This window comes from Amycolatopsis azurea DSM 43854 (genome assembly GCF_001995215.1).
Classification (GTDB): Bacteria; Actinomycetota; Actinomycetes; order Mycobacteriales; family Pseudonocardiaceae; genus Amycolatopsis; species Amycolatopsis azurea.
Genome location: NZ_MUXN01000025.1, coordinates 138,460 through 164,509, shown reverse-complemented (window position 1 = coordinate 164,509; position 26,050 = coordinate 138,460). Strand labels below are relative to the sequence as shown.

At 68.4% G+C, this 26,050-nt stretch carries 23 protein-coding genes; 20 read left to right on the top strand and 3 right to left on the bottom strand.

Annotation, left to right across the window (positions count from 1 at the left end; genetic code table 11):
• Positions 1 to 45 precede the first annotated feature (45 nt).
• Genes B0293_RS33295 through B0293_RS33280 form a run of 4 tightly spaced genes read left to right on the top strand, consistent with a single transcriptional unit; the run spans position 46 to position 5,430 of the window.
• Positions 46 to 1,305 (top strand): class I SAM-dependent methyltransferase, encoded by a 1,260-nt coding sequence (locus B0293_RS33295; RefSeq protein ID WP_052014469.1) that lies wholly within the window; start codon positions 46 to 48, stop codon positions 1,303 to 1,305.
• A 41-nt stretch (positions 1,306 to 1,346) separates the two neighbouring features.
• Positions 1,347 to 2,171, top strand: a complete 825-nt coding sequence (locus B0293_RS33290) for a PIG-L deacetylase family protein (protein WP_005158095.1) — start codon at positions 1,347 to 1,349, stop codon at positions 2,169 to 2,171.
• Positions 2,172 to 2,218: 47 nt separating this feature from the next.
• Complete coding sequence (locus B0293_RS44430) at positions 2,219 to 4,078, top strand: ArnT family glycosyltransferase (RefSeq protein WP_005158097.1); 1,860 nt, start codon at positions 2,219 to 2,221, stop codon at positions 4,076 to 4,078.
• Positions 4,075 to 5,430: a hypothetical protein gene (locus B0293_RS33280; protein ID WP_005158099.1), complete on the top strand. Its 1,356-nt coding sequence runs from the start codon at positions 4,075 to 4,077 to the stop codon at positions 5,428 to 5,430. Before B0293_RS44430 ends, B0293_RS33280 begins: the two co-directional genes overlap by 4 nt.
• 453 nt (positions 5,431 to 5,883) lie before the next feature.
• Here the strand turns inward: B0293_RS33280 and B0293_RS33275 are convergent, their stop codons facing one another.
• Positions 5,884 to 7,167 carry an aminotransferase-like domain-containing protein gene (locus tag B0293_RS33275; RefSeq protein WP_005166430.1) on the bottom strand — a complete coding sequence of 428 codons (1,284 nt, stop codon included), beginning with the start codon at positions 7,165 to 7,167 and terminating at the stop codon, positions 5,884 to 5,886.
• 156 nt (positions 7,168 to 7,323) lie between these two features.
• Between B0293_RS33275 and B0293_RS33270 the strand changes: the two genes are divergently transcribed.
• From B0293_RS33270 to B0293_RS33200, 15 genes are all read left to right on the top strand, one after another.
• Complete coding sequence (locus B0293_RS33270; RefSeq protein ID WP_039919611.1) at positions 7,324 to 8,154, top strand: alpha/beta fold hydrolase; 831 nt, start codon at positions 7,324 to 7,326, stop codon at positions 8,152 to 8,154.
• The gene (locus B0293_RS33265; protein WP_005166432.1) at positions 8,151 to 9,884 is read left to right on the top strand and encodes an amino acid adenylation domain-containing protein; all 1,734 of its coding nucleotides are present in this window, start codon (positions 8,151 to 8,153) and stop codon (positions 9,882 to 9,884) included. Before B0293_RS33270 ends, B0293_RS33265 begins: the two co-directional genes overlap by 4 nt.
• Positions 9,885 to 9,898: 14 nt before the next feature.
• On the top strand, positions 9,899 to 11,089 hold the full coding sequence (locus B0293_RS33260; protein ID WP_005166433.1) for a cytochrome P450: 1,191 nt from the start codon (positions 9,899 to 9,901) through the stop codon (positions 11,087 to 11,089).
• A 109-nt stretch (positions 11,090 to 11,198) separates the two neighbouring features.
• Entirely contained in the window at positions 11,199 to 12,257 is a 1,059-nt protein-coding gene (gene hppD / locus B0293_RS33255; protein ID WP_005166435.1) for a 4-hydroxyphenylpyruvate dioxygenase, read from the top strand.
• Entirely contained in the window at positions 12,254 to 13,330 is a 1,077-nt protein-coding gene (locus B0293_RS33250) for an alpha-hydroxy acid oxidase (RefSeq protein ID WP_005166437.1), read from the top strand. The genes hppD and B0293_RS33250 overlap by 4 nt, the downstream gene beginning before the upstream one ends.
• Positions 13,331 to 13,370: 40 nt before the next feature.
• Complete coding sequence (locus B0293_RS33245) at positions 13,371 to 14,720, top strand: cation:proton antiporter (RefSeq protein WP_005166439.1); 1,350 nt, start codon at positions 13,371 to 13,373, stop codon at positions 14,718 to 14,720.
• 419 nt (positions 14,721 to 15,139) lie between these two features.
• Positions 15,140 to 16,591, top strand: a complete 1,452-nt coding sequence (locus tag B0293_RS33240; RefSeq protein ID WP_005166444.1) for an NDP-hexose 2,3-dehydratase family protein — start codon at positions 15,140 to 15,142, stop codon at positions 16,589 to 16,591.
• Positions 16,588 to 17,697: a DegT/DnrJ/EryC1/StrS family aminotransferase gene (locus tag B0293_RS33235; RefSeq protein WP_005166446.1), complete on the top strand. Its 1,110-nt coding sequence runs from the start codon at positions 16,588 to 16,590 to the stop codon at positions 17,695 to 17,697. The genes B0293_RS33240 and B0293_RS33235 overlap by 4 nt, the downstream gene beginning before the upstream one ends.
• Before the next feature lie 28 nt (positions 17,698 to 17,725).
• The gene (locus B0293_RS33230; protein WP_005166448.1) at positions 17,726 to 18,358 is read left to right on the top strand and encodes a dTDP-4-dehydrorhamnose 3,5-epimerase family protein; all 633 of its coding nucleotides are present in this window, start codon (positions 17,726 to 17,728) and stop codon (positions 18,356 to 18,358) included.
• Positions 18,355 to 19,152: an SDR family oxidoreductase gene (locus B0293_RS33225; protein ID WP_005166449.1), complete on the top strand. Its 798-nt coding sequence runs from the start codon at positions 18,355 to 18,357 to the stop codon at positions 19,150 to 19,152. The genes B0293_RS33230 and B0293_RS33225 overlap by 4 nt, the downstream gene beginning before the upstream one ends.
• Positions 19,153 to 19,342: 190 nt before the next feature.
• Complete coding sequence (gene dpgA, locus B0293_RS33220; RefSeq protein WP_005166451.1) at positions 19,343 to 20,443, top strand: 3,5-dihydroxyphenylacetyl-CoA synthase DpgA; 1,101 nt, start codon at positions 19,343 to 19,345, stop codon at positions 20,441 to 20,443.
• Entirely contained in the window at positions 20,437 to 21,099 is a 663-nt protein-coding gene (gene dpgB / locus B0293_RS33215; RefSeq protein ID WP_005166455.1) for an enoyl-CoA-hydratase DpgB, read from the top strand. The genes dpgA and dpgB overlap by 7 nt, the downstream gene beginning before the upstream one ends.
• The gene (gene dpgC / locus B0293_RS33210; RefSeq protein WP_077241454.1) at positions 21,096 to 22,310 is read left to right on the top strand and encodes a (3,5-dihydroxyphenyl)acetyl-CoA 1,2-dioxygenase DpgC; all 1,215 of its coding nucleotides are present in this window, start codon (positions 21,096 to 21,098) and stop codon (positions 22,308 to 22,310) included. Before dpgB ends, dpgC begins: the two co-directional genes overlap by 4 nt.
• On the top strand, positions 22,307 to 23,104 hold the full coding sequence (dpgD, locus tag B0293_RS33205) for an enoyl-CoA-hydratase DpgD (RefSeq protein WP_039918929.1): 798 nt from the start codon (positions 22,307 to 22,309) through the stop codon (positions 23,102 to 23,104). The genes dpgC and dpgD overlap by 4 nt, the downstream gene beginning before the upstream one ends.
• Before the next feature lie 216 nt (positions 23,105 to 23,320).
• Positions 23,321 to 24,397 (top strand): 3-deoxy-7-phosphoheptulonate synthase, encoded by a 1,077-nt coding sequence (locus tag B0293_RS33200; protein WP_085939694.1) that lies wholly within the window; start codon positions 23,321 to 23,323, stop codon positions 24,395 to 24,397.
• 21 nt (positions 24,398 to 24,418) lie between these two features.
• Here B0293_RS33200 and B0293_RS33195 read toward each other — a convergent pair whose 3' ends face one another.
• Entirely contained in the window at positions 24,419 to 24,799 is a 381-nt protein-coding gene (locus B0293_RS33195; RefSeq protein ID WP_245191998.1) for a winged helix-turn-helix transcriptional regulator, read from the bottom strand.
• 46 nt (positions 24,800 to 24,845) lie between these two features.
• On the opposite strand from B0293_RS33195, the gene B0293_RS33190 reads away from it, so the two are divergent.
• Complete coding sequence (locus B0293_RS33190) at positions 24,846 to 25,418, top strand: hypothetical protein (protein ID WP_245191997.1); 573 nt, start codon at positions 24,846 to 24,848, stop codon at positions 25,416 to 25,418.
• Positions 25,419 to 25,474: 56 nt separating this feature from the next.
• On the opposite strand, the gene B0293_RS33185 is transcribed toward B0293_RS33190, so the two are convergent.
• Complete coding sequence (locus tag B0293_RS33185) at positions 25,475 to 26,047, bottom strand: peptide deformylase (protein ID WP_039918928.1); 573 nt, start codon at positions 26,045 to 26,047, stop codon at positions 25,475 to 25,477.
• Positions 26,048 to 26,050 lie beyond the last annotated feature (3 nt).

The following is a 26,050-nucleotide window of genomic DNA, read 5'->3' as shown; positions in this document are numbered from 1 at the left end:
CCACCCCTTGGCTGGAAACCGAGTAAGGAAACGGGAGAACCGTCCATGAGCGCCACCGGAAAGCAAATGATCGCCGACAGCTGCCGGATCTGCGGCAACACGGAACTGTTGCCCGTACTGGATCTCGGCTCGCAAGCCGTCACGAGCGTGTTCCCGCGGACCCGCGGGATCGTCCCCGTCGTCCCGCTCGAACTGGTGAAGTGCTCGCAGGGCGGCTGTGGACTCGTCCAGCTCCTGCACACCACCGACTCCAGCCTGATGTACGGCCACGGCGGCTACGGCTACCGGTCCAGCATTCGGCCGTACATGATCAATCACCTGCACGGCATCGTCGGGCAGGTCACCGACCTGGTCGAGCTGCAGGCAGGCGACCTGGTCGTCGACATCGGCAGCAACGACTCCACCCTGCTGCGGGGCTACCCGGTGAACGGTCCGGAGCTGGTGGGCTTCGACCCCAACGGCGAACAGTTCCGCGACCTCTACCCCGACCACGTCGGCCTGGTCGCGGATTACTTCACCGGCAAGGCTTTCGCGGACCGCTACGGCGACCGGAAGGCCAAGGTCGTCACCTCGATCGCCATGTTCTACGACCTGCCCCGGCCGGTCGAGTTCATGCAGGAGATCCACGACATCCTCGACGAGGACGGCCTCTGGATCTCCGAGCAGGCGTACCTGCCGTCCATGCTGGACATGGTCGCCTACGACGCGATCTGCCACGAACACCTCGAGTACTACGCGCTGCGTCAGTTCGAGTGGATGGCCGAGAAGGTCGGCTTCACCGTCGTCAAGGCCGAGATGACCGAGGTGCACGGTGGCAGCATCCGGGTGACCATGGCGAAGAACAGCGGTCACTACAAGGTGGACGAAGCCGGCCTCGCGGCGTTCCGGCGCGGCGAGGAGGCCGTCGGCCTGCACACGATGGCCCCCTACGAGAAGTTCGCCGCCAGGACCAACGCGCACCGCGACGAACTGCGCGACTTCCTCGACGCCTCCCGGGCCGCGGGCAAGCTGACCCTGGGCTACGGCGCGTCGACCAAGGGCAACGTGATCCTCCAGTACTGCGGGCTGACCGAAAAGGACCTGCCCGCCATCGGTGAGGTCAACGCGGACAAGGCGGGATGCTTCACCCCGGGCAGCGAGATTCCCATCGTGTCGGAGGAAGACGCCAAGGCGCAGAAGCCCGACCAGCTGCTGGTCCTGCCGTGGGGATACCGCGACAGCTTCATCGAGCGCGAGCACGAGTACCTCGCGAACGGTGGAACGCTGGTCTTCCCGTTGCCCCAGCTCGAAATCAAGTCTTCCTGAGTACTGACCGCCATTCGGGCCGTTGTGAGGAGACCGATCACATGCTTGAAGACCCCGCGACGGCCCGGATCCTGGCGATCTCCCCGCATCTGAACGACGCGGTGCTGTCGGTCGGCGCCTGCCTCGCGCAGGCGGCGCGCGACGGCGCGGAGGTGCTCGTCCACACGGTGTTCGCCGGGAGCGCGCCGCCTCCGTATTCCGCCGCCGCCGAACGGATGCACGCGATATGGGGGCTCTCGCCGGAGGAAGACGCGACGCTCCTTCGTCGTGAAGAGGACGTCGCCGCTATCGGCCACTTAGGACTGTCCTATCGGCACGGACGATTCCTCGACTCCATCTATCGCAAGCGGCCGGACGGCGAATGGCTGGCGTCGCCCAGGGAAGGCGGCGCGAAACTCGCCGTCGAGGAACGCGCGCCGGACGGCGATCCCGGACTCGTCGCCGAGATCAAGGCCGACATCGAAGCGGTCATCGGGGACTTCGATCCCACGTTGATCGTGACCTGCGCGGCCATTCTCGATCATCCGGACAATCAAGTGTCCCGCGACGCCGCGCTGTTCGCCGCTTTCGAGAAGGACATCCCGATCCGGCTGTGGGAGGACCTTCCCTATGTGACGAACAGGCCGGGCCCGGTCGAGCTACCGCCGGGATTCCAGCGTGGTGCTCCCGCTTTCGTCGCGGTCGGCGAAGAGGTCCGGACACGGAAATTCGAGGCCGTGGAGTGCTATTCTTCCCAGCTGGGAATGCTCAACGGACGTAACAAGAACATGGTCCACCGAATGGACGAGCACGCCCGGAAGAATTCCCCGGACGGCGGATACGGCGAAACGACTTGGCCGGTCGTCCGCGTCGAAGAACACCGCTGAGCCCGACCTCCCTTTTGTCGACGCCGCATCACGCCCGGAGGTACCGAGTGTCCACAACACTCACTCATCTGCCGTCTCCACCCCAGGACACCACGCCTCCCGAAAGCGGACGCGGCCGGTGGGCGTTCTGGCGTTCGCCCGCCGGTCAACCGCCGTGGGCAAGGCCCGCGCTGCTGGGCATCGCGTTCGTCGCGGTGGTGCTCTACGCCTGGAACCTGCCGAGGGTGGACTACGCGCCGCTGTATTCGGACGCCGTCAAGAGCATGTCCGGGAGCTGGAAGGCGTTCCTGTTCGGCGCCGTCGACCCGCAGGCGACGGCCACCCTCGACAAGCTCGCCGGTTCGTTCGTGCCCCAGGTCGTCTCGGCCAAGATCTTCGGCTACAGCGAATGGTCACTCGCGCTGCCGCAGGTGATCGAGGGCGTGATCTCGGTGCTCGTGCTGTACCGGGTCGTGCGGCGCTGGGCGGGCGTCGTCCCCGGCCTGCTCGCCGCGGGCATCTTCACCCTCACACCGGTCGCCGCGTCGATGTTCGGGCACAGTATGCAGGACGGCCTGCTGACGATGTGCCTGGTGCTCGCCGTCGACGCCTACCAGCGCGCCGTCCTGGAAGGGCGGCTCCGGTCGCTGGTGTGGGCCAGTGTCTGGATCGGGATCGGCTTCCAGGCCAAGATGCTGCAGGCGTGGATGATCCTGCCCGCGCTGGCGATCGGCTATCTGCTCACCGCGCCGATCGAGACGCGCCGCCGGGTCAAGCACGTGGGGATCGCCGGAGTGGTGATGCTGGCGGTTTCGCTGTCGTGGGTCGCGCTCTACACCTTCACCCCGGCGAGTTCCCGGCCGTATGTCAGCGGCACCACGAACAACAGCGCCTTCGCCATGGTGTTCGGCTACAACGGTCTCGCGCGGGTCGGCATCAACCTGCCCGGCGCCGTGCCGGACGCGGGCCGTTCGGGCGGTGCGCCGGCGCTCGGCCCGCCGGACCATCCGCTGGACATGTCGGAGGCGGGCCCGGGTGACGTGGGCCAGGGCCCTGGTGACCGGGGAGCCGGTGACCGGGGACCCGGTGACACCGGTCCGGGTGACACGGGACCGGGAGCCGGTCAGCCTGGCCCCGGGGACATGGGACCCGGTGACACGGGGCCCGGTGACACCGGCCCGGGTCAAGGTCAGCCGGAGCCTGGACAGGGTCAGCCCGGTCCGGGTGACGTGCTGGTGCTGCCCAACGGTGACGTGATCGTGGGGCCGGGCGGCGGACCGCCTCCGCAGGCGGACCCGTCGAAGGTCGAGAGCCGCACGGACCCCTTGGGCTGGAACAAGTTGCTCGACGGGCACCTCGGCGTCGCGATCTCGTGGCTGTTTCCGCTCGCCTTCCTGGCGCTGTTCTGCGGGCTGTGGTGGTCGCGCCGGGCCGAGCGCACCGACCCGGTGCGCGGCGGACTGCTGATGTGGGGCGTGTGGCTGGTGACCTTCACCTTCGTCTTCAGCTTCGGGGACGTCGCGCACACCGCGTACGTGGCCTCGTTCGCTCCCGCACTCGCCGCCCTTTCCGCTCTGGGCATCGTGATGTTCTGGCGGGCGTACCAGCGCGGCGGCCGGGCGGCCTGGGCACTGCCGGTCGCGATCGCGGCGCAGGTGGCGTGGAGCGCCTGGCTCTGGTCGCACTACCCGGGCTTCCTGCCCTGGGCGAGGTGGGGCACGCTGGCACTCGGCGTACTCGCGCTCGTCGTGCTGATCCTGGCGCGGGTCCTCAAGAATCCCTCGTCCACGGTGGTGAAGGCCGGACTCGTCGTCGGCGTCGTGGCCATGCTGGCCGCACCCGCCACCTACGCCGTCTCCGTCCTGGACTCCGACTACTCCGGCAGTTCCTTCGACGCCAACGCCGGCCCCGCTTCAGGATCCGCGTGACGGATCTGCGTATCGCTCCCGGCGAATCCCTCGCCGGGAGCGACATCCAGACGGGCTGGCGTGCGCCGACGCGGATCGCGTTCCGCTTCTGCGTCGTCTACTTCGGACTGTTCTGCCTGCTCCTCCCGCAGATCCTGTTCGCGCTCCTGGGGGCGCTCGGCCCGTGGATCGTCGGCCCCGCCCAGCCGTGGTTCGTGTTCGTGACGGACCTGGTCACCGGCTGGGCGGGCAGGACCTTCTTCGGCGTCGACGCGGTGCTGCACGCGGACTCGGGAGCCGGGGACCAAACGGCGGTCTGGGTGCTGGCGTTCTGCATCCTGATCGTGGCGGCGGTGACCACGGTGGTGTGGACGGCTTTCGACCGTCGTACCGCCCACCCGCGGCTGCTGGCGTGGTTCACGCTGTTCGTGCGGCTGTGCCTCGGCGGGCAGATGCTCGGCTACGGGGTCGGCAAACTGGTTCCCAGCCAGATGCCCGGCCCGACACTGACACAGTTGTTGCAGCCCTTCGGCGACCTGAGCCCGGCCTCGGTGCTGTGGCTCCAGGTCGGCAGCTCTCCGCCGTACGAAATGGCTCTCGGCGCGGTGGAGGTCCTGGCCGGGCTGCTGCTGTTCGTGCCGAGGACCGCGGTGCTGGGCGCCGTGGTGAGCCTGGCGAGCATGGCGAACGTGTTCCTGATGAACATGACGTTCGACATCCCGGAGAAGCTGCTCTCCTCGCACCTGATCCTGCTCGCGCTGTTCCTGCTGGCCCCGTACTTCTGGCGGCTGGTCAAGGTGTTCGTGCTGAACCGCGCGGCCGAGCCGTTGACGCAACCTCCGCTGTTCGCCGACGCACGGAAGAACCGCGTCGCGGTTTGGCTTCAAGTGGCCCTCGGCCTCTGGATCGCGGTGAGCGGCGGGTATTCCCGGTGGGAGATCTGGTCCGAACAGGACGGACCCGGCAGCCCCAAGTCCGCGCTGTACGGGATCTGGGACGTGCGGGACTTCTCCTTGGACGGGCAGCCGGTGCCGCCGTTGACGACCGACGAGAACCGTTGGCAGCGGGTCGTTTTCGACGATCCGGAGGCGGCGACCTACCAGCGGATGAACGGCGAACTGGTGCCGGCGCGCGCGGACCTCCGCCCCGACGGGCAGCTGGAACTCGCCGCGGTGCCAGAGCAGCCCGGTGCCGAAAGCCCGCCACCTTTCGCGACGCTGCGCGCCTCGCGAACCGGGCCCGATCGGCTTTCGTTGAGCGGGAAACTGCGTGACCGGGCGGTCGTGATCACGCTGGAACGCGTGGATCCGAACAGCTTCACGCTGCGGAGCCGGGGATTCAACTGGGTGCAGGACTACCCGTACTTCCGTTAGCCGGGTGGGCCTTCCTTCGTGCGCGGGGGCCTGGGCGGGGGCTTGGGTGTGTGCCGGTGGCATGTCGCGAAAGCCACTTTCGGGACATCAGGTGTCGCGAAAGTGGCTTTCGCGACACCGCCCTCCTGTCAGACCGCGCCGGGTACAGGTGGTCGTGAGTGATAAGTGTCGTTCTAACGACACTTATCACTCACGACCACCCGCACCGATCGCTCGCGTAACCTCGGCCGGAGGTTGCGAAAGCCACTTTCGCAACGTTGAAGGTTGCGAAAGTGGCTTTCGCAACACCTGAGGTCGGCGTACGGGCGAGCGACTGAACACGCCACATTGCCTTACCCCTCAATAACCCGAAACGCCACTCACGACCACCGCGCGCCCGCCCCAAGTACGTGAAGGCCCCCTTCACTGCGCTAGACGCAATGAAGGGGGCCTTCACGTACTTTCAGGGCAACCTCAGAGGCGCGAGGTGATCAGGGCGGCCAGCCGCGAGACGCCCTCTTCGATCAGGTCCGGGGTCAGCAGGCTGATCGACAGCCGCAGCTGGTGGAACCCGCCCTTGCCGCCGTAGAAGTGGTGCATCGGGGTGAACAGCACGCCGTGGTCGCGGGCCGAGATCTCCAGCAGTTCGTCGTCGACGACGAACGGCACGGTGACCGTCACGAAGAACCCGCCCGTCGGGGAGTTCCACGAAACCCCCTCGCACGCGCCGAGCCTGCGCTTGAGCTCGCCCAGCGTGAGGTGCAGATTCCGTTGGTAGATCGCGATTTCCCGCTCGTTGGCCTTGGTCAGGCTGAAATCGTTGAGCAGGAGCTTCCCGGCGATCACCGCCTGCGCGATGGGGGAGGTGTTCACCGTGAGCATGCCCTTGAGCTTCGAAAGCTGGTCGGCGTACAGGCCGCCGTCGGCCATCCGCTGGTCCGCCACCGCGAAGCCGACCCGGGCACCGGGCATACCGCTCTTGGCGAAGGAACCTATGTAGACCACGGATCCCGACCGGTCGAGCGATTTGAGCGAGGGCAGCCGCTCGGCCCCGAACAGCCCGTACGCGTTGTCCTCCAGCAGCAGGATGCCGTGCGCCTCGGCGACGTCGAGGAGCCGGTGCCGCGACGGCAGATCCATGCTGGTGCCGGTGGGGTTGGCGAAGTTGGGGGTCACGTAGCAGGCCCGGACCCGCTTGCCCTGCTCGTCGGCCCGCTTCAGCTGGAGGACGAGGTCGTCCGGGTCGATGCCGTTCTCGTTCGACCGGACCGGCCAGACGGGGGTGTCGGTGAGCAGCGCCGCCCCGGTCAGGCCGACGTAGGTGGGCGCGGGGGCGAGCAGCACGTCCCGGTCGCTCGCCCGCAGTGTGCGGAGGACCAGGAACATGGCCTCCTGCGCGCCGACGGTGACGACGACGGATTCGGGGGCGGTGTCGATGTGCTCGTCCTCGGCGAGATTGCGCGCGATGAGGTCGGCGATGACGCCCTTGGTGGTGCCGTATTGGAACAGCGTCCGGGTGACACCCGCTTCGTCCATTTTCCGGTCGTCGCGCAGATGCGCGCAATAGGCGTCGAGGTAGGTGTGAATGAGTCGGATGTCGAAGAACTCTTCGTACGGCCGGCCTGCCGCCATGGAAATGGCCACAGGGTATTCGTCGATCAGTTCGTTCAGCAGGTTCATCGACGAGATGGCCGGATCGGTGAGCGATCCGTGCAGCGTTTCCACGTTCAAGTGAGTGGACAGACCGTTTGAATCCATGAATACTAGGATTTCCATACGCCGCTGAGGTGTCAAGAAAAGTCCGTGGACGCCGGAACGGTTTCCCGTTTTCTCGCGCTGTCCATCGCTGAATACTTCGGACACCCGATCTCCGAAGGTACGGTCGGCTTCGTGCCATTCTCCGGGAGGAGCATCATGCTGATGACAACCGAGAACGGGATCCGGTTGTCCTACAACGACTTCGGCGACGGACCGCCCGTACTGTTGCTGACCGGGACCGGCGCGCCGAGCTCGGTGTGGGATCTGTATCAGGTACCCGCGCTCCGCGCCGCCGGTTTCCGGGTGATCACCATGGACAACCGCGGGATCCCGCCGAGCGACGACGGTGCCGCCGGATTCACCATCGAAGATCTCGTTTCGGACGTCGCCGCGTTGATCGACTATCTCGACGCGGTGCCCTGCCGGGTGATCGGCACGTCGATGGGTTCGTACATCGCGCAGGAGCTGGCGCTCGCGCGACCGGAGTTGCTGGACTCGGTCCTGTTGATGGCCGCCTGTGGCAAGAGCAGTCTCGTCCAGCGGGTGCTCGCGGAAGGCGAGGCGAAGCTGATCGAGCAGGGCACCGAGTTGCCGCCGGGTTTCCTCGCCGCGATCCGCGCCATGCACAACCTGGGGCCGGCGACGCTCGCCGACGACGACCTCACCGGTGACTGGCTCGACCTGTTCGAGGCGGCGGGAGCCTGGGGTCAGGGAGTCCGGTCACAACTGCTGCTGAGCGCGCTGCCCGACCGCCTCGACGCCTACCGCGCGATCAAGGTTCCCTGCCACGTCGTCTCTTTCGAGCACGACCTCGTGGCGCCACCGGCCGCCGGACTGGAACTGGCGTCGGCGATCCCCGGCGCGACCTACCGCACGATTCCCGGCTGCGGGCATTTCGGCTACCTGGAGAACCCGGACGCGGTGAACCGGGAGCTGATCCGGTTCCTCCGCGCAGAATCCCGCGAGACACTGGGAGAGACCGCATGACCGTCCTTTCGGCGGCCACCACGCCGGCCCTGTTCGAAGCCACCGCGGCGGTGCTGCCGGACAGGCCCGCGGTGGCGATGGACTCGACCACGCTCACCTACGCCGAGCTGAACGGCGAAGCCAACCGGCTCGCCCGCAGGCTCGTGGCGCACGGCGTCGGCCCGGAGAAGCTGGTCGCGCTGGCCATGCCGAGGTCGATCGAGTTCGTCATCGCGATCCTGGCCGTGCACAAGGCGGGCGCCGCGTACGTGCCCGTCGATCCGGACTATCCGGAGGAACGCAAGCGGCACATGCTGGACGACACGGCGGCGCACTGCCTGCTGTGCCTCCCCGGCCAGGACGTGACCGGCGCTCCCGTGATCCTGAGTGTGGAACGGGAACCGGGCCGGTCCGAGCCGGACTTGGCCGACGAGGACCGGCTCGCGCCGCTGCTTCCCGACCACCCCGCGTACGTCATCTACACCTCGGGCTCGACAGGGAAGCCGAAGGGCGTGCTGGTCACGCACCGCGGGATCCCGAACCTGGCCGACGACTACGTGCGCCGCCAGAAACTGGTGCCCTCCAGCAGGTTGCTGGCCTTCGCGTCGCCCAGTTTCGACGCCGCGGTCGCCGAGTTCTGGCCGATCTGGCAGGCCGGTGGCTGCCTGGTGCTGGCCTCCGCGCCGGACCTCGTCCCCGGCGAGCCGCTCGGCAGGCTGGTGCGCGACCAGGGCATCACCCACGTCACGCTGCCGCCGTCCGCGCTGGCGCCGCTGGAGGAGTCCGGCGGCCTGCCCGCCGGGCTGACGCTGCTGGTCGCGGGCGAGGCGTGCCCCGCGCCGGTCGCGAAACGCTGGGCCACGGACCGCGTGATGATCAACGCCTACGGCCCGACGGAGGTCACCGTCGCGGTGACCGCGAGCGAGCCGCTGACCGGGGAGGACACCCCGCCGATCGGCAGGCCCATCACCGGTGTCCGGACCTACGTGTTGGACGATCTGCTGCGGCCGGTGCCGGACGGCGACGAGGGCGAGCTGTACACGGTGGGCCCCGGTCTCGCCCGCGGTTACCTCCGGCGAGCGGCCGCGACCGCGGAACGGTTCCTGCCGGATCCGTTCGGCGGGCCGGGTGGCCGCATGTACCGCACCGGCGACCGCGTGCGGATGCGCCCGGACGGTCAGTACGTCTTCGTCGGCCGGGTCGACGATCAGCTGAAGGTGCGCGGTCACCGCATCGAACCGGGTGAGGTCGAGGCCGCGTTGCTCGCGGTGGACGGCGTGGCCCAGGCGGTCGTGACCGAGCACGAGAACCGGCTCGTCGCCTACGTGGTCGGCACCGCCGGCGCCCGGGTGCCCACCGAAAACCTCCTGGCGCCGCTGAGGGAGCGGCTGCCCGCGTACCTGGTGCCCGACGTGGTCGTCGGTCTGCCGAGCCTGCCGGTCTCGCCGAACGGCAAGATCGACCGGGTCGCCCTGCCCACTCCCGAAGAGGAGCACGCCGGACGCGCGGCGGGCCGGGCACCGCTCACCCCCACCGAGATCATCCTGGCCGAGTTGTTCGCCGAAGTGCTCGGCGTCAGCAGCGTCGGCGTCGAAGACAGCTTCTTCGAAGTCGGCGGTCACTCGCTGCTCGCGACCCGGCTGGTGAGCCGGATCCGCGAGCGCCTGAAGATCCGGCTCCGGGTGCAGGCCTTCTTCGACGCGCCGACGGTGGCGCGGCTCGCCAAGGTGCTCGACGGCGCTCAAACCTGACCTGGAGACCATTCATGCGGACGACGGCAGCCGTCGATCTCGGCGACCCCGATCTGTACACGACCTTGGACCGCCACACCCGCTGGCGCGAGCTCGCGCTGGAGGACGCGATGGTGTGGAGCGAGCCGGGCAGTTCGCCCGGCGGCTTCTGGTCCGTGTTCTCGCACCAGGCGTGCGCCGCGGTGCTCGCGCCGTCGGCGCCGTTCACCTCCGAGTACGGGATGATGATCGGTTTCGACCGCGACCATCCCGACAACTCGGGCGGCCAGATGATGGTGGTCTCCGAACAGGAGCAGCACCGCAAACTGCGCAAGCTGGTCGGGCCGCTGCTGTCGAGGGCGGCCGCGCGGAAACTGTCGGAGCGGGTGCGGACCGAGGTGCGCGGCGTACTCGACCAGGTGCTCGACGGCGAGGTGTGCGACGTCGCCGCGGCGATCGGCCCGCGCATCCCCGCCGCCGTCGTCTGCGAGATCCTCGGCGTTCCCGTCGAAGACCAGGACATGCTCATCGACCTGACCAATCACGCGTTCGGCGGTGAGGACGAACTGTTCGACGGGATGACGCCGCGCCAGGCGCACACCGAGATCCTCGTCTACTTCGACGAACTCGTCGGCGCGCGACGGGAAAGCCCCGGTGAAGACCTCGTCAGCACGTTGCTGTCCGACGACAGCCTCTCGATCGACGACGTGGTCCTCAACTGCGACAACGTGTTGATCGGCGGGAACGAGACCACCCGGCACGCGATCACCGGCGCGGTGCACGCTTTCGCCACGGTGCCGGGACTTCTCGCCGCTGTCCGGGACGGCGGCGCGGACGTCGACACCGTCGTCGACGAGGTGCTGCGCTGGACCTCGCCCGCGATGCACGTGCTCCGGGTGTCGACGGGCGAGGTCACGGTCAACGGCCGCGACCTGGCGTCCGGCACGCCGGTGGTCGCGTGGCTTCCCGCCGCGAACCGGGATCCCGCCGTCTTCGACGATCCCGACACGTTCCGGCCGGACCGGAAACCCAATCGGCACATCGCCTTCGGACACGGCATGCACCACTGTCTCGGTTCCGCGCTCGCCCGGATCGAGCTGGCGGTCGTGCTGCGCGAGGTGGCCGAACGAGTGTCGCGGGTGGACCTGGTGGAGGAACCGTCGTGGTTGCGCGCTGTCGTCGTGCAGGGGTATCGGGAACTTCCGGTCCGGTTCGCCGGACGCTGACCTTCGTCTGTCTGATGTGGACGGAAGTGTCAAGCGGACACCATTGAAGCGCAAGGTGCTTCGCGCCATCCTGAGATCGAGGATTACATCTATTCCACGGAGGAATGTCTTGTCTTCTCACGAAACCACACAGAATTTCGAGATCGAGTACGTGGAAATGTACGTGGCCAACCTGGAGGTGGCCGCGTCCGGCTGGATGGACAAGTACGGCTTCTCCGTCGCCGCCACCGACCGGTCGGCCGACCACCGGAGCGTGACGCTGCGGCACGCCGAGATCACCCTCGTCCTCACCGAGCCGCTGTCCGACCGGCACCCCGGCGCGACGTACCTGCAGACCCACGGTGAAGGCGTGGCCGACATCGCGCTGCGCACGCCGGACGTGGCCGCCGCCTTCGAGGCCGCGGTGAAGGGCGGCGCGCAAGCCGTCCGCGAGCCGGAGAAGCGCGCGGACTCGGTCGTCACGGCCACCGTCAGCGGGTTCGGCGACGTCGTGCACACCCTGATTCAGCGTGACGTCTCGGAGGAATCGCCGGAGGCCTTCCGGCGCGGGGACGGCGTCGACCTGAACCTCATCGACCACTTCGCGGTCTGCCTCAACGCCGGGGATCTCGGCCCCACGGTGGCGTACTACGAGCGCGCCCTCGGGTTCAAGCAGATCTTCGAAGAGCACATCGTGGTCGGTTCCCAGGCGATGAACTCCACCGTCGTGCAGAGCCTTTCGGGTGCGGTGACCCTCACCCTGATCGAGCCCGACAAGACCGCCGACCCGGGCCAGATCGACGACTTCATCAAGGAGCACCACGGTGCGGGCATCCAGCACATCGCCTTCACCAGCCCGGACGCTGTCCGCGCGGTCAAGGAGCTTTCCGCGCGTGGCGTGGAATTCCTGAAGACCCCGGACACCTACTACGACCTGCTCGGCGAGCGGATCGAGCTGGAGACGCACTCCCTGGACGACCTGCGGGAGACGAAACTGCTCGCCGACGAGGACCACGGCGGCCAGCTGTTCCAGATCTTCACCGCCTCCACGCATCCGCGCAAGACGATCTTCTTCGAGATCATCGAGCGGCAGGGCGCGGGAACGTTCGGCAGCTCGAACATCAAGGCCCTGTACGAAGCCGTCGAGCTGGAGCGGACCGGACAGAGCAACGGCCCCGCCCGGCGATGACCCACCTCTGCCTGGACGACCTCGAACGTGCCGCGCACGCTGCCCTTCCCGGCGAGGTCTGGGATTTCCTCGCCGGGGGCAGCGGCGCGGAGGCGTCGCTGGAGGCCAACCGCGCCGCGTTCTCCCGGATCTTCGTGATCCCCAGGATGTTGCGCGACCTGGCCGATGCCACGATCGAGGCCGAGGTTCTCGGCCGGCGCGCCGCGCTGCCCGTGGCGGTCGCGCCGGTCGCGTACCAGCGGTTGTTCCATCCCGAGGGTGAGCTCGCCGCGGCTCGCGCGGCACGGGACGCCGGGGTGCCGTACACGATCTGCACGCTGAGCAGCGTTCCGCTGGAGGAGATCGCGGCCGTCGGCGGGCGACCGTGGTTCCAGCTGTACTGGCTGCGCGACGAGAAACGCTGCTTGGAGCTCGTCCGCCGCGCGGAGGACGCCGGCTGCGAAGCGATCGTGTTCACCGTGGACGTGCCATGGATGGGACGCCGGTTGCGTGACATGCGGAACGGCTTCGCGTTGCCGGAATCCGTGACCGCGGCCAACTTCGACGCCGGATCGGCCGCACACCGGCGTACCAGCGGGAGTTCGGCCGTCGCCGACCACACCGCGCGGGAATTCGCGGCGGCCACTTGGGAATCGGTCGAGGCTGTCCGCGCGCACACCGATCTTCCGGTGGTGCTCAAAGGGATCCTCGCGGTCGAGGACGCCGTCCGCGCTGTCGACGCGGGGGTCGCCGGAATCGTGGTGTCCAACCACGGAGGACGACAGTTGGACGGCGCCGTACCGGGGATCGAGATGCTCGGCGAGATCGCCGAAGCGGTTTCCGGCGGCTGCGAAGTCCTGCTGGACGGCGGAATCCGGACCGGCGGGGACGTCCTCAAGGCGATCGCGCTCGGCGCGTCGTCCGTACTGGTCGGGCGGCCGGTGATGTGGGGGCTGGCCTCGGCGGGCCAGGACGGCGCCCGGCAGGTCCTCGATCTGCTCGCCGTCGAACTCCGGAACGCGCTGGGCCTGGCGGGCTGCGACTCGGTGAGCGCGGCCCGGCGGCTGAACACGAGGGGCCCCCGGTACGGCTGATCCGTTTCCGTCCGTGGTGGTCCTTTCCCGAAGGAGGAAAGTGCTTCTCTCGCTTCCCGCGCCGATCGCCCCGATCGCCGCGCACAGTCTCCTGCTCTTCCTGCTCCAGGTCGGCTTGCTGCTCCTGCTCGCCGTCGTCTTCGGCAAGCTGGCCGCCCGGTTCGGGATGCCCGCCGTCGTCGGCGAACTGGTCGTCGGGGTACTCCTCGGCCCGTCCCTGCTGGCGTGGGCCGCGCCGGGACTGCACGGCTGGCTGTTCCCGGCCGCCGCCGAGCAGTACCACCTTCTCGACGCCGTCGGGCAGATCGGGGTCATCCTGCTGGTCGGTTTCACCGGCATGCAGATGGACATGGGCCTGCTCCGCCGTCGGCGCGCCGCGGCCGCCGGGGTGGGTCTCGGCGGCCTGATCGTCCCGCTCGGCCTGGGCATCGGCGCGGGTTACGTCCTGCCCAAGGTGCTGATCCCCGAGGGCACGGACATCACCGTCTTCGCGCTCTTCCTCGGTGTGGCGTTGTGCGTCAGCGCCATCCCGGTCATCGCCAAGACGCTGATGGACATGAAACTGCTGCACCGCAACGTCGGGCAGCTCACGCTCGCCGCCGGCGCGATCGAGGACGCGTTCGGCTGGTTCATGCTGTCGATCGTCAGCGCGATGGCGGTCACCGCGGTGTCGACCGGCGCCGTGCTCCTCTCGCTCGGCTACCTGGCCGCCGTGATCGTCTTCGCGCTCACCATCGGCAGGCCACTGGTCCGGGGCGTGCTGCGCACCGCCGCGAAGTCCGACAGTCCCGGGCTCACCGTCTCCGCCGCCGTCGTCCTGATACTCCTCGCCTCGGCGGGGACGCAGGCTCTCGGTCTGGAGGCGATCTTCGGCGCTTTCGTCTGCGGCATCCTGATCAGCACCTCCGGCAAGGTCGACCCGGCCAAGCTGGCTCCGCTTCGCACGGTCGTCCTTTCGGTGTTCGCGCCGGTCTTCTTCGCCACGGCGGGGTTGCGGATGGACCTCACCGCGCTGATCCGCCCGCAGGTCCTCCTCACCGGGCTGGCGGTGCTGGCGCTGGCCATCATCGGCAAGTTCGTCGGCGCGTACGCGGGCGCACGGCTCAGCGGCCTGAACAAATGGGAAGGACTCGCGCTCGGCGCGGGACTGAACGCGCGCGGCGTCATCGAGATCGTGGTGGCCATGGTCGGCCTGCGGCTGGGCATCCTCAGCGTGGAGATCTACACGATCGTCATCCTCGTCGCGATCGTCACTTCCCTGATGGCGCCGCCGATCCTGCGGTTCGCGATGAAGCGGGTGGAACAGACCGCCGAGGAAGAGGTGCGCGAGACCGAGCACCGGGCGTGGACCTCGGAACCGGCGAAGAACGAGCAGGAACAGCCGCTGTAGCACCGCTTTCGCGCTTGGACTGGGTTGTCCGGCGGCAGCGGCGGTGGGGAGGTGTCGCGAAAGCCACTTTCACGACGCCTGATGTCCCGAAAGTGGCTTTCACAACCCGCCTTCTCCGCCGCCCACAAGGACCGCCGACCCGAGGCGAAGGGAGCCTTCCGCGCGTGCAACGAGGGGAAAGTCCCCTTCACCTCACCCCTTGCCCCCCTGCCCCCTCGCCTCGAGCACCTGTCCGTGAAGGCCTCCTTGAGAGACCCAGAGTCCCTCAAGGAGGCCTTCACGGACCTGGCACCCCACCCGGCCCACCGATAGCCGCGCCTTTTCCTTGACCGAAAAGGGAATTGGACGACCTGGACCGTCGTGATCACCCGAAGCTACCTTCAACGACATGGAGCGGTGCGATGACTAGGAGTCCGTTGATGCTGTCCGGTCTCGTCCCGCGGAACGCGGTGCGCCGCCGGGACGACCGTGACCACACGGACCGGATCGCGTTGTCGGCCGCGACCACCGACGGGGTGCAGATGCGGACCGACGAGGTCCGCGCCTGGATCGCGGAACGCCGTGAGGCCAACACCTTCCACGTCGAACGCATCCCGTTCGCGGACATGGACCAGTGGTGGTTCGAGGCGGCCACCGGCAATCTCGTGCACCGCAGCGGCCGGTTCTTCGCCATCGAAGGCCTGCACGTGGTCGAACACGACGGCCCCCATGGTGACGGCCCCTACCGGGAATGGCAGCAGCCCGTCATCAAACAACCCGAAGTGGGCATCCTCGGCATCCTCGCCAAGGAGTTCGACGGGGTCCTGCATTTCCTGATGCAGGCCAAAATGGAGCCGGGAAACCCCAACCTGATCCAGCTCTCGCCGACCGTGCAGGCCACCCGCAGCAACTACACCAAGGCGCACGGCGGCACGAACGTCAAGCTGATCGAGCATTTCGCCCCGCCCGATCCCGAACGGGTCATCGTCGACGTTCTCCAGGCGGAGCAAGGATCCTGGTTCTTCCGCAAGTCCAATCGCAACATGATCGTCGAGACCGTCGACGACGTTCCGGGAGTGGGCGACTTCCGCTGGCTCACCCTCGGCCAGATCGCGGAACTGCTGCACGAGGACGAGACGATCAACATGAACGCCAGGAGCGTCCTTTCGTGTTTGCCTTACCACGACCCGGCTCCCGGCGCGTTGTTCTCCGACGTCCAGCTCCTCTCGTGGTTCACGAACGAACGATCGCGACACGACGTGCGGGCACACCGCATCCCGCTCAAGGACGTGGGCGGCTGGAAACAGGGCGTCGAGGCGATCGAGCACGAGGACGGCCGCTTCTTCAACGTCCGCGCGGTGGCGGTGAAGGGCAGCAACCGCGAGAAGATCAGCTGGACCCAGCCGTTGCTCGAATCCGTCGGTGAGGGTGTCGTGGCGTTCCTCCGGCGCGAGATCGACGGCGTCCCGCACGTCCTGGTGCACGCCCGCGCCGACGCCGGTTTCCTGGACACGGTCGAGCTGGCGCCGACGGTCCAGCGCACGCCGCTCAACTACGCGCACCTGCCCGCGGAGAACCGTCCGCCGTTCCTCGACTTCGTCCAGGACGCTCCCCGGTCACGGATCCGTTACGAGGCAGTCCATTCCGAGGAGGGCGGCCGGTTCCTCAACGCCAGGGCCCGCTATCTGGTGGTCGACGCCGACGAGATCGACGATCCGCCACCCGGTTTCGCCTGGGTCACCCCGGCGCAGCTCACCACGCTCACCCGGCACGGGCACTACGTCAGTGTCGAGGCCCGCACGCTGCTCGCCTGCGTCAACGCCGCGACGGCACAGCCGCGCGCGAAGTCCGTCATCGATTTCCCCTCTGTTCACGGAAAGGCTCGCGCATGACCACGCGTGTTTGGGACTACCTGGCCGAATACCAGGCCGAGCGGCTCGACCTGCTGAACGCGGTCGAGACGGTCTTCGATTCCGGACAGCTCGTGCTCGGCGCGAGCCTGCGCGGGTTCGAAGCGGAGTTCGCCGCCTACCACGGGGCCGGGCAGTGCGTCGGTCTCGACAACGGGACGAACGCGATCAAACTCGGCTTGCAGGCCTTGGGAGTCGGGCCGGGAGACGAGGTCATCACGGTCTCGAACACCGCCGCCCCGACCGTGGTCGCCATCGACGGCACGGGCGCCACCCCGGTCTTCGTCGACGTCCGCGAGGACGACTTCCTGATGGACACCGGCCAGGTCGAAGCCGCGATCACCGAGCGAACCAAATGCCTGCTGCCCGTTCACCTGTACGGGCAGTGCGTGGATCTGGCTCCCTTGCGGCGGCTCGCCGCGAAGTACGGACTGTCCATTTTGGAGGACTGCGCCCAGGCGCACGGGGCACGGCAGAACGGCGTCGTCGCGGGTGCGACCGGCGACGTGGCCGCGTTCTCGTTCTATCCCACCAAGGTGCTCGGCGCGTACGGCGACGGCGGCGCGGCCATCACCTCCGACGAGTCCGTCGCGGCCAAGCTGCGCCGTCTGCGGTACTACGGCATGGAAGAGCGTTACTACACCGTGGAGACGCCTGCCCACAACAGCCGGTTGGACGAGGTCCAGGCCGAGATCCTGCGGCGCAAGCTCAAGCGGCTCGACGACTACACCGCCGCCCGACGGGCCGTCGCCCAGCGCTATGTCGAAGGCCTCGGCGACACCGAACTGAAGCTGCCGAAGACCGTCGACGGCAACGAGCACGTGTTCTACGTCTACGTGGTCCGGCACCCGCGGCGCGACGAGATCCTCGAGCGCCTCAAGGCCTACGACATCCACCTGAACATCAGCTACCCGTGGCCGGTGCACACGATGACCGGATTCGCCCACCTCGGCTACGAGACGGGCTCGCTCCCGGTCACCGAAAAGCTGGCGGGCGAGATCTTCTCGCTGCCGATGTATCCCGCGCTTTCCCCCGACCTGCAGGACAAGGTCATCCACGCGGTCCGCGAAGTGCTGTCCAGTCTCTGACCGACCACGCCGAACACAGGAGCAAGCTGTGCAAGCACGCAAACTCGCCGTCGAAGGCGCGATCGAGTTCACTCCTCGCGTCTTCCCCGACGACCGGGGCATGTTCCTCTCGCCGTATCAGGAGGAGGCCTTCGTCGAGGCCAACGGCGCCCCGCTGTTCCGGGTGGCGCAGACGAACCACAGCGTGTCCAAGCGCGGTGTCATGCGGGGCGTCCATTACACCGTGACGCCGCCCGGTGTCGCGAAGTACGTCTACTGCGCGCGCGGCAAGGCGCTGGACATCGTGGTCGACATCCGGGTCGGCTCGCCCACGTTCGGCAAGACCGACGTCGTCCTGATGGACCAGGAGACGCACCGGACGATGTACTTCCCCGTCGGGCTCGGCCACGCGTTCGTGGCGCTCGAGGACGACACCGTCATGTCTTACATGATCTCCGGAACCTATGTGCCGCGGAACGAACTCGCTCTTTCGGTACTGGACCCCGCGCTGGAACTGAACCTGGGCCTCGGGGACCTCGGGGTCGACCCGATCCTGTCCGAACGGGACACGGTGGCGATCACCCTCGCCGAGGCGAAGGAGCGGGGGCTCCTGCCGGACTACGCCACCAGCCTGGAACTCGAGCGGCGGCTGACCGAAGCCCCCGTCCCCGTCGCTCGATGATCGCGGAGACGAAGAGGGACGGCGGGCACGATCCCGTCGCCGCACTGCGCGGCGCCGGGGTCGTCGTCACCGGTGCCGGCCGGGGCATCGGCGCCGCGCTGGCGCGGAGATTCGCCGAAGCGGGCGCGCGGGTCGTGGTCAACGACAGGCATCCCGACCGGGCCGCCGCCGTCGCCGCCGAGATCGGCGGGTTTTCGTTGCCCGGCAACGCTTCGGATCGCCTGGTACCCGCGGCGCGCGAACTGCTGGGCGGGCCCGTCGACGTCTACTGCGCCAATGCCGGTGTTTTGAAGACCGGCGGCCCCGAAGCCTCCGACGACGACTGGACGACGTCCTGGGACGTCAACGTCATGGCGCATGTGCACGCCGCCCGCGACCTGGTGCCCGAATGGCTGGAGCGAGGACGGGGCCGGTTCGTCTCGGTGGCCTCGTCGGCGGCTCTGCTGACCCTGATCGGATCCGCGCCGTACGCGGTCTCCAAACACGCGTCGCTCGCGTTCGCCGAATGGCTGTCGGTGACCTACCGGCACCTCGGCATCCACGTGCACGCGATCTGCCCCCGTGCCGTGCGCACCGAAGCGTACGAAGCGGAGCTCGAATCCGCCGAACTGCAACTGCTTTCGACCGCCATCGGACCCGAGAAGGTGGCGGACGCGTTGTTCGAAAGCATCGCGGCGGACCGGTTCCTGGTCCTCCCGCATCCCGAGGTCGCCGACCACGCGGCCCAGCGCGTCACCGACCGCGAACGCTGGCTCAGTGACATCAACCGGATGCAGACCAGCAGCTCGCGCTGAAGCGTCCGTGACGAATTGTGATTCTCCTTGCCCATAACGGTTTCCTGCCTTGGACGCGTTGACCGTCACGATCGGCGAAGCCTAATTTCGAAATGTTCACACCAGTTCCGCGAAAGGTGGGATCCATGCGCGCTGCGCCGTTCAAGCAGCTGCTCCGTAGCAAGCTCAGAACCTGGGGGTGGATGTACCGATGACCGCCATCGTCGAACCCGCCGAAGAACTGTCCGTTTTCCGCGGCCTGACCGAGATCACCCGGTTCGCCGGCGTGGGCACCGCGGTCTCCGCGTCGTCCTATTCGCAGTCCGAACTCCTCGAAATCCTCGACGTCGAGGATCCGAAGATCCGGTCGGTCTTCCTGAACAGCGCCATCGACCGGCGCTTCCTCACCCTTCCGCCGGAAGACCCGGACGGCGGACGCGTGTCCGAACCGCAGGGTGACCTCCTCGACAAGCACAAGAAGATCGCCGTCGACATGGGATGCCGGGCGCTGGAGGCCTGTCTGAAGTCGGCGGGCGCGACGCTTTCGGACCTGCGTCACCTGTGCTGCGTCACCTCGACCGGGTTCCTCACCCCCGGTCTCAGCGCGCTGATCATCCGCGAACTGGGCATCGACCCGCATTGCAGCCGGTCCGACATCGTGGGCATGGGCTGCAACGCCGGTCTCAACGCGCTCAACGTGGTCGCGGGCTGGTCGGCGGCGCATCCGGGGGAACTCGGCGTCGTCCTGTGCAGCGAGGCGTGCTCTGCCGCCTACGCCCTGGACGGAACCATGCGGACCGCGGTGGTCAACAGCCTGTTCGGCGACGGCTCGGCGGCGCTGGCCGTCATCTCCGGCGACGGGCGCGTGCCGGGTCCGCGCGTCCTGAAATTCGCCAGTTACATCATCACCGACGCGGTCGAAGCGATGCGGTACGACTGGGACCGTGACCAGGACCGGTTCAGTTTCTTCCTCGACCCGCAGATTCCCTACGTGGTCGGCGCGCACGCCGAAATCGTCATAGACCGGCTGCTGGCCGGAACCGGCTTGCGCCGCAGCGACATCGGCCACTGGCTGGTGCACTCCGGCGGCAAGAAGGTGATCGACGCGGTCGTCGTGAACCTCGGTCTGAGCCGGTACGACGTCCGCCACACCACCGGTGTGCTGCGCGACTACGGGAACCTTTCCAGCGGCTCCTTCCTCTTCTCCTACGAGCGGCTCGCCGACGAAGAGGTCGCCAACCCCGGGGACTACGGCGTGCTCATGACCATGGGGCCCGGCTCCACTATCGAAATGGCGCTTATTCAATGGTGACGCGTAACGAGATCACGGGCGACCTGGTGCTGCGGTTCGACGGCTCCCGACCGCTGTCGATCGCGGCGGTCGAGGAGATCGACGCCCTCTGCGACCGTGCCGAAGACCGGCGTGAGCCGGGACCGGTCACCGTCCACGTCACGGGCGCTCCGCCCGCCGACTGGGCGAAGGGGCTGACGGTCGGCCTGGTGTCCAAATGGGAACGGGTCGTCCGCCGGTTCGAACGGCTCGGCAGGCTCACCGCCGCGGTGGCGTCGGGCGAATGCGCCGGAATGGCACTGGACCTCCTGCTCGCCGCCGACATCCGGATCGCCGAACCGGGCACCCGGTTGCGGCTTTCCAGTGCGGGCGGCGGCACCTGGCCGGGGATGACCGTGTACCGCCTCACCAAACAGGCGGGTGCGGCGGGCATCCGGCGGGCCGTGCTGCTGGGGACGCCGATCGAGACCGGCCGCGCGCTCGCCCTCGACCTCGTCGACGAGGTGTCCGAAGATCCGGCGAAGACGCTGGCAGAGCTGGCCGGCGTCGCGGACGGCGCCGAGACGGCGATCCGCCGTCAGCTGATCTTCGAAGCGGGCTCGACCACCTTCGAGGAGGCGCTCGGTTCCCACCTGGCCGCGGCCGACCGGGCCCTGCGGCGGGAAGCCAAGTCGTGACGACACTCGCGCCAGGGCTCGATCTCCGAGCCCTGGCGGGGGAGGCCCACCGGGTCGACGACGAGATCCGCGCGCTGCGCACGGCCCTCGTCGAAGCGCACGCCGAAGAGATCTACGACGGACTCACCGACGGCCGGACGCGATACCTGCGGATGGACGAACTCGTCCGTGCCGCGGCCGTCGCCCATCCCGGCCTGGTGCCGTCGGAAGAGCAGATGGCCGCCGAGGATTCCCTGCCCCAGGCGGACAAAGTGGGGCGCGAGATCGACCAGGGGATCTTCCTGCGCGGAATCCTGCGTGCCCCGAAAGCCGGTCCGCATCTGCTCGACGCCATGCTCAGGCCCACCGCCAGGGCGCTGGAGCTGCTGCCCGGGTTCATCGAGACGGGCGTCGTCGAGATGGAGGCCGTCCGGCTGGAGCGCCGTGACGGCGTCGCGCATCTGACCCTGTGCCGGGACGATTGCCTGAACGCCGAGGACGCCCAGCAGGTCGACGACATGGAGACCGCCGTCGATCTGACGCTTCTCGACCCTTCGGTCCGAAGTGGACTGTTGCGAGGCGGGGTGATGAGCCATCCCCGCTACCTGGGACGCCGGGTGTTCTGTGCGGGGATCAACCTCAAGAAGCTCAGCTCCGGTGCCATCCCGCTCGTCGATTTCCTGCTGCGGCGGGAAACCGGCTACATCCAGAAGATCTTCCGCGGGCTGCTCACGGACGGCGCCTGGCATTCCCGGCTGACCGACAAGCCGTGGACGGCGGCCGTCGATTCCTTCGCCATCGGCGGCGGGACCCAGCTCCTGCTGGTCTTCGATCACGTGCTGGCGGCGTCGGACGCGTACCTCAGCCTGCCCGCGGCGAAGGAGGGGATCATCCCCGGGGTGTCGAACTTCCGGCTTTCCCGGATCGCCGGACCGCGCGTGGCCCGGCAGGTGATCCTCGGTGGGCGCAGGCTCCGGGCGGACGAGCCGGACGCCCGCTCCATCGTCGACGAGGTCGTCCCGCCGGAGGAGATGGACGCGGCGATCGACCGCGCGCTGGCCCGGCTCGACGGGGAAGCCGTGGTGGCCAACCGGCGCATGCTGAATCTGGCCGAGGAGCCGCCGGAGGAATTCCGCCGGTACATCGCCGAATTCGCGCTACAGCAGGCTTTGCGCATCTACGGCGCGGACGTGATCGGCAAGGTGGACGGTTTCGCGGTGGGTGCGCGATGAGCGAGAACCGGGTGCGCTACGAAAAGAAGGACCACGTCGCCCACGTGACGATGGACCGGCCCGACGTGCTGAACGCGATGGACCGGCGGATGCACGCGGAACTCGCCGGGATCTGGGACGACGTCGAGGCCGACGACGACATCAGGGCCGTCGTCCTGACCGGCGCGGGGGACCGCGCTTTCTCGGTCGGCCAGGACCTCAAGGAACGCGCGCGGCTCACCGAGGACGGTGTGGAGGCCTCGACGTTCGGCAGCGCCGGTCAGCCGGGGCATCCGCGGCTGACCGACCGGTTCACCCTGTCCAAACCGGTGGTCGCCCGCGTGCACGGCTACGCGCTGGGCGGCGGTTTCGAACTGATGCTGGCGTGCGACATTGCCATCGTCTCCGAGGACGCGGTCTTCGCGCTCCCGGAAGTCCGGCTCGGCCTGATCGCCGGCGCCGGGGGAGTGTTCCGGTTGCCGCGTCAGCTGCCGCAGAAAGTGGCGATGGGATATCTGCTGACCGGCCGCCGGATGGACGCGGCGACCGCGCTCCGGTACGGACTCGTGAACGAGGTCGTCCCTTTCGGCGAGCTGGACCGGTGTGTCGCCGAATGGACGGACAGTCTCGTGCGTGCCGCCCCGCTTTCGGTCCGCGCGATCAAGGAGGCAGCGCTGCGATCGCTGGACCTCCCGCTGGAAGAGGCGTTCAAAGCCTCGTATCCATGGGAAGAACGACGGCGGCGGAGCGCGGACGCGACCGAAGGCGCCCGCGCCTTCGCCGAGAAACGGGATCCGATCTGGACCGGGCGATAGCTTTCCCGATCGGGTTGGACGGCGCTTTTTCCGTTGTTTTACGTGCCGGATGGTGGGAGATTTCGAAGTAAGAGAAATCACCGGAAAATCTCCTCGCGCCAAGCGATGCCGGGCTTTTCCCGAGCTGCTTCATCGTTCACCCGAGACCGCCGCCCCGGCCGGGGAAACCCCGGCTTTCCCCTTGCCCGGTGCCGGCAGAAATCCTGGATACCTGTGATGACAACCATCGCCGCCGTCGATCTCGACAACCAGCGCATCGACCGCCTGGTCCCGTTGGTCACCCCCGCCCTGCTGCACCACGAACTCCCGCTCAGCGCCACCGCGGCCGACACGGTGCGACAGGGGCGCGAAAACGTCGTCCGCGTTCTCGACGGCACGGACGACCGGCTGCTCGTGATCGCCGGTCCCTGTTCCATCCACGATCCCGCCGCGGCACTCGAATACGCCGACCGCCTCGCCGCCCTCGCCGGCCGATTCGTCAACGACCTGCTGATCGTCATGCGGGTCTATTTCGAAAAGCCCCGCACGGTCGGTGGCTGGAAAGGGCTCATCAACGACCCGCACCTCGACGGCACCGGCGACGTCAACCGCGGGCTGCGCATCGCCAGGGACCTTCTTCTCGAACTCGCCGAGGGCGGCCTGCCCGCCGCGTGCGAGTGGCTGGACACCACCATTCCGGCCTATCTCGCCGACACCGTCTCCTGGGGCGCGATCGGCGCCCGGACGGTGGAAAGCCAGAACCACCGGATGCTGGCCAGCGGTCTGTCGATGCCCGTCGGCTTCAAGAACCGGCGTGACGGCGATGTCACCGTCGCCGTCGACGCCATCCGCGCCGCCGAGGCACGCCACGTCGTCCCCGGCGTCGACCCCAGCGGCCTGCCCGCGATCCTGCACACCGTCGGCAATCCGGACTGTCACGTCGTCCTGCGCGGGGGCAACAGCGCACCGAACCACAACCCGGCGTCCGTCCGCGCGACGCTCACCACTTTGCAGAACGCCGGTCTGCCCCGCCGCGTCGTGATCGACGCCAGCCACGACAACAGCCGCAAGGACCACCTGCGGCAGGCCGTCGTCGCCGAACAGATCGCCGAGCAGGTCCGGAACGGTCAGCGCGGGATCGTCGGCGTCATGCTGGAATCCAACCTCCAGGCGGGCCGCCAGGACCTCCACCCCGACCGGCCGCTCACCTACGGGCAGTCGATCACGGACGCCTGCATCGACATCGCCGCGACCCAGGAGGTTCTCGAAACCCTCGCCGGCGCGGCCGCCGCCCGGCGGACCGCACTCGCGTGATCAGAGACGTAACTCGCGTGCTCAGATCGCGTCGGCGCAGCCCATCGCGGTGTTCGGCGCGGCCTCGCCGCCCACGTGCCGAAGATGTGCCTCGCCCCAGACCCTGACTTCCTCGACCACGGGCAGGACCGTGGTCCCGTACGGGGTGAGCCGGTAGATCACGGGCGCCGGGACCGGCCCGGTCACCACGCGTTCGACGAGTCCGTCGGCTTCGAGCTCCCGCAACTGCTCGGCCAGCACCTTGGGCGTGATCGGCGTACCCCGGCGGCGAAGACCGGCGAAATGGGACTCGCCGTGGGCGAGCCAGTACAGCAGCGTCAATTTCCATTTCCCGCCGATCGCGGCGAACGCGGCGGCCATCGGGCAGCCGGGCAGCGGGTTGGGGCGCGAAAGGTTACCCACAGGTGCCTTCTTGTCCATGGCCGTCCTCCGCTCCGATAGTCGGACCATGACCGTGCCATACAAACGAATCCTGACGGTGTGCCTTTCGGCCTTCCTGCTGATCGCGACGGCGGCGTCGGGCGACGCGTCGACGTCACCCGGCGCCGCCGACGCCCAACGAGCCTTCGATTGGGAGATCGGCGCCTGGCGCTCCACCGTGCGGGTCCTCGCCGAACCGCTTTCGGACTCCGCGGACCACTGGCTCCAGTTCGCGGGCACCAGCACCGTGCGCCCGCTCATGGACCGGCGGGCGAACGCCCTCGAGTTCGAGGTCGCGGGACCGAACGGCCGCATCGACGCCCTCAACCTGCGGTTGTACGAACCGCAGGCGCAGCGCTGGAGCCTGACCTTCGTCAACATGCGCGACGGCCTGCTCACCCCGGCGGTCTACGGCGGGTTCCGCGACGGCGTCGGCGACTTCCGCGGCGACGACACCCTGGGCGGCCGTCCGATCAAGGTGCGCTTCCTGATCTTCCGGCCAGGACCGGACGAGGCGCGGTTCGAGCAGGCGTTCTCGGCCGACGGCGGAACGACGTGGGAGACCAACTGGGTCGCCGTGGACCACCGGATCCGCCGGTGACCTGAACCGGTGCCTCGACTCAGTGTCTTGAATCAGTGGCCGAATCAGTGGCCGAATCAGTGGCCGAACGGGTCCGGGACGTCGCCGGGCAGCCAGGTGTGTCCCGGCCCGGTCCAGCCGTTCCGCTTGAGCATCCGCTTCGCGCCCCGCGCGTGCCTGCCGACGAGCCGCTCCAGATAGAGCTTGCCCGCCAGGTGATCGGTCTCGTGCTGCGAGCAGCGCGCGAAGAAACCGGTGCCTTCGACGGTGATCGGCTCACCGTGTTCGTCGACGCCGTCGACGGCGGCCCATCCCGCGCGGCCGGTGGGGAAGACCTCGCCGGGAACGGAAAGGCAGCCTTCGAGATCGTCGTCCGGATGGGGCATCGTCTCGGGGATTTCGGACGTCCGCAGGACCGGATTGACGATGTGCCCCCGGTGGCGCGTCCCGGTGTCGTCCGGGCAGTCGTAGATGAAGACGCTCCGGGGATCCCCGATCTGATTGGCCGCCAGGCCCGCGCCGTTGGCGGCGGTGTTGGTCTCGTACAGGTCCTCGATGAGGCGGGCGAGGTCGTCGTCGAACTCGGTGACCTGGGTCGCCACCGTGGCCAGCGCCTGCTCACCGCGGATGAGGATGGGACGGATCGTCATGCG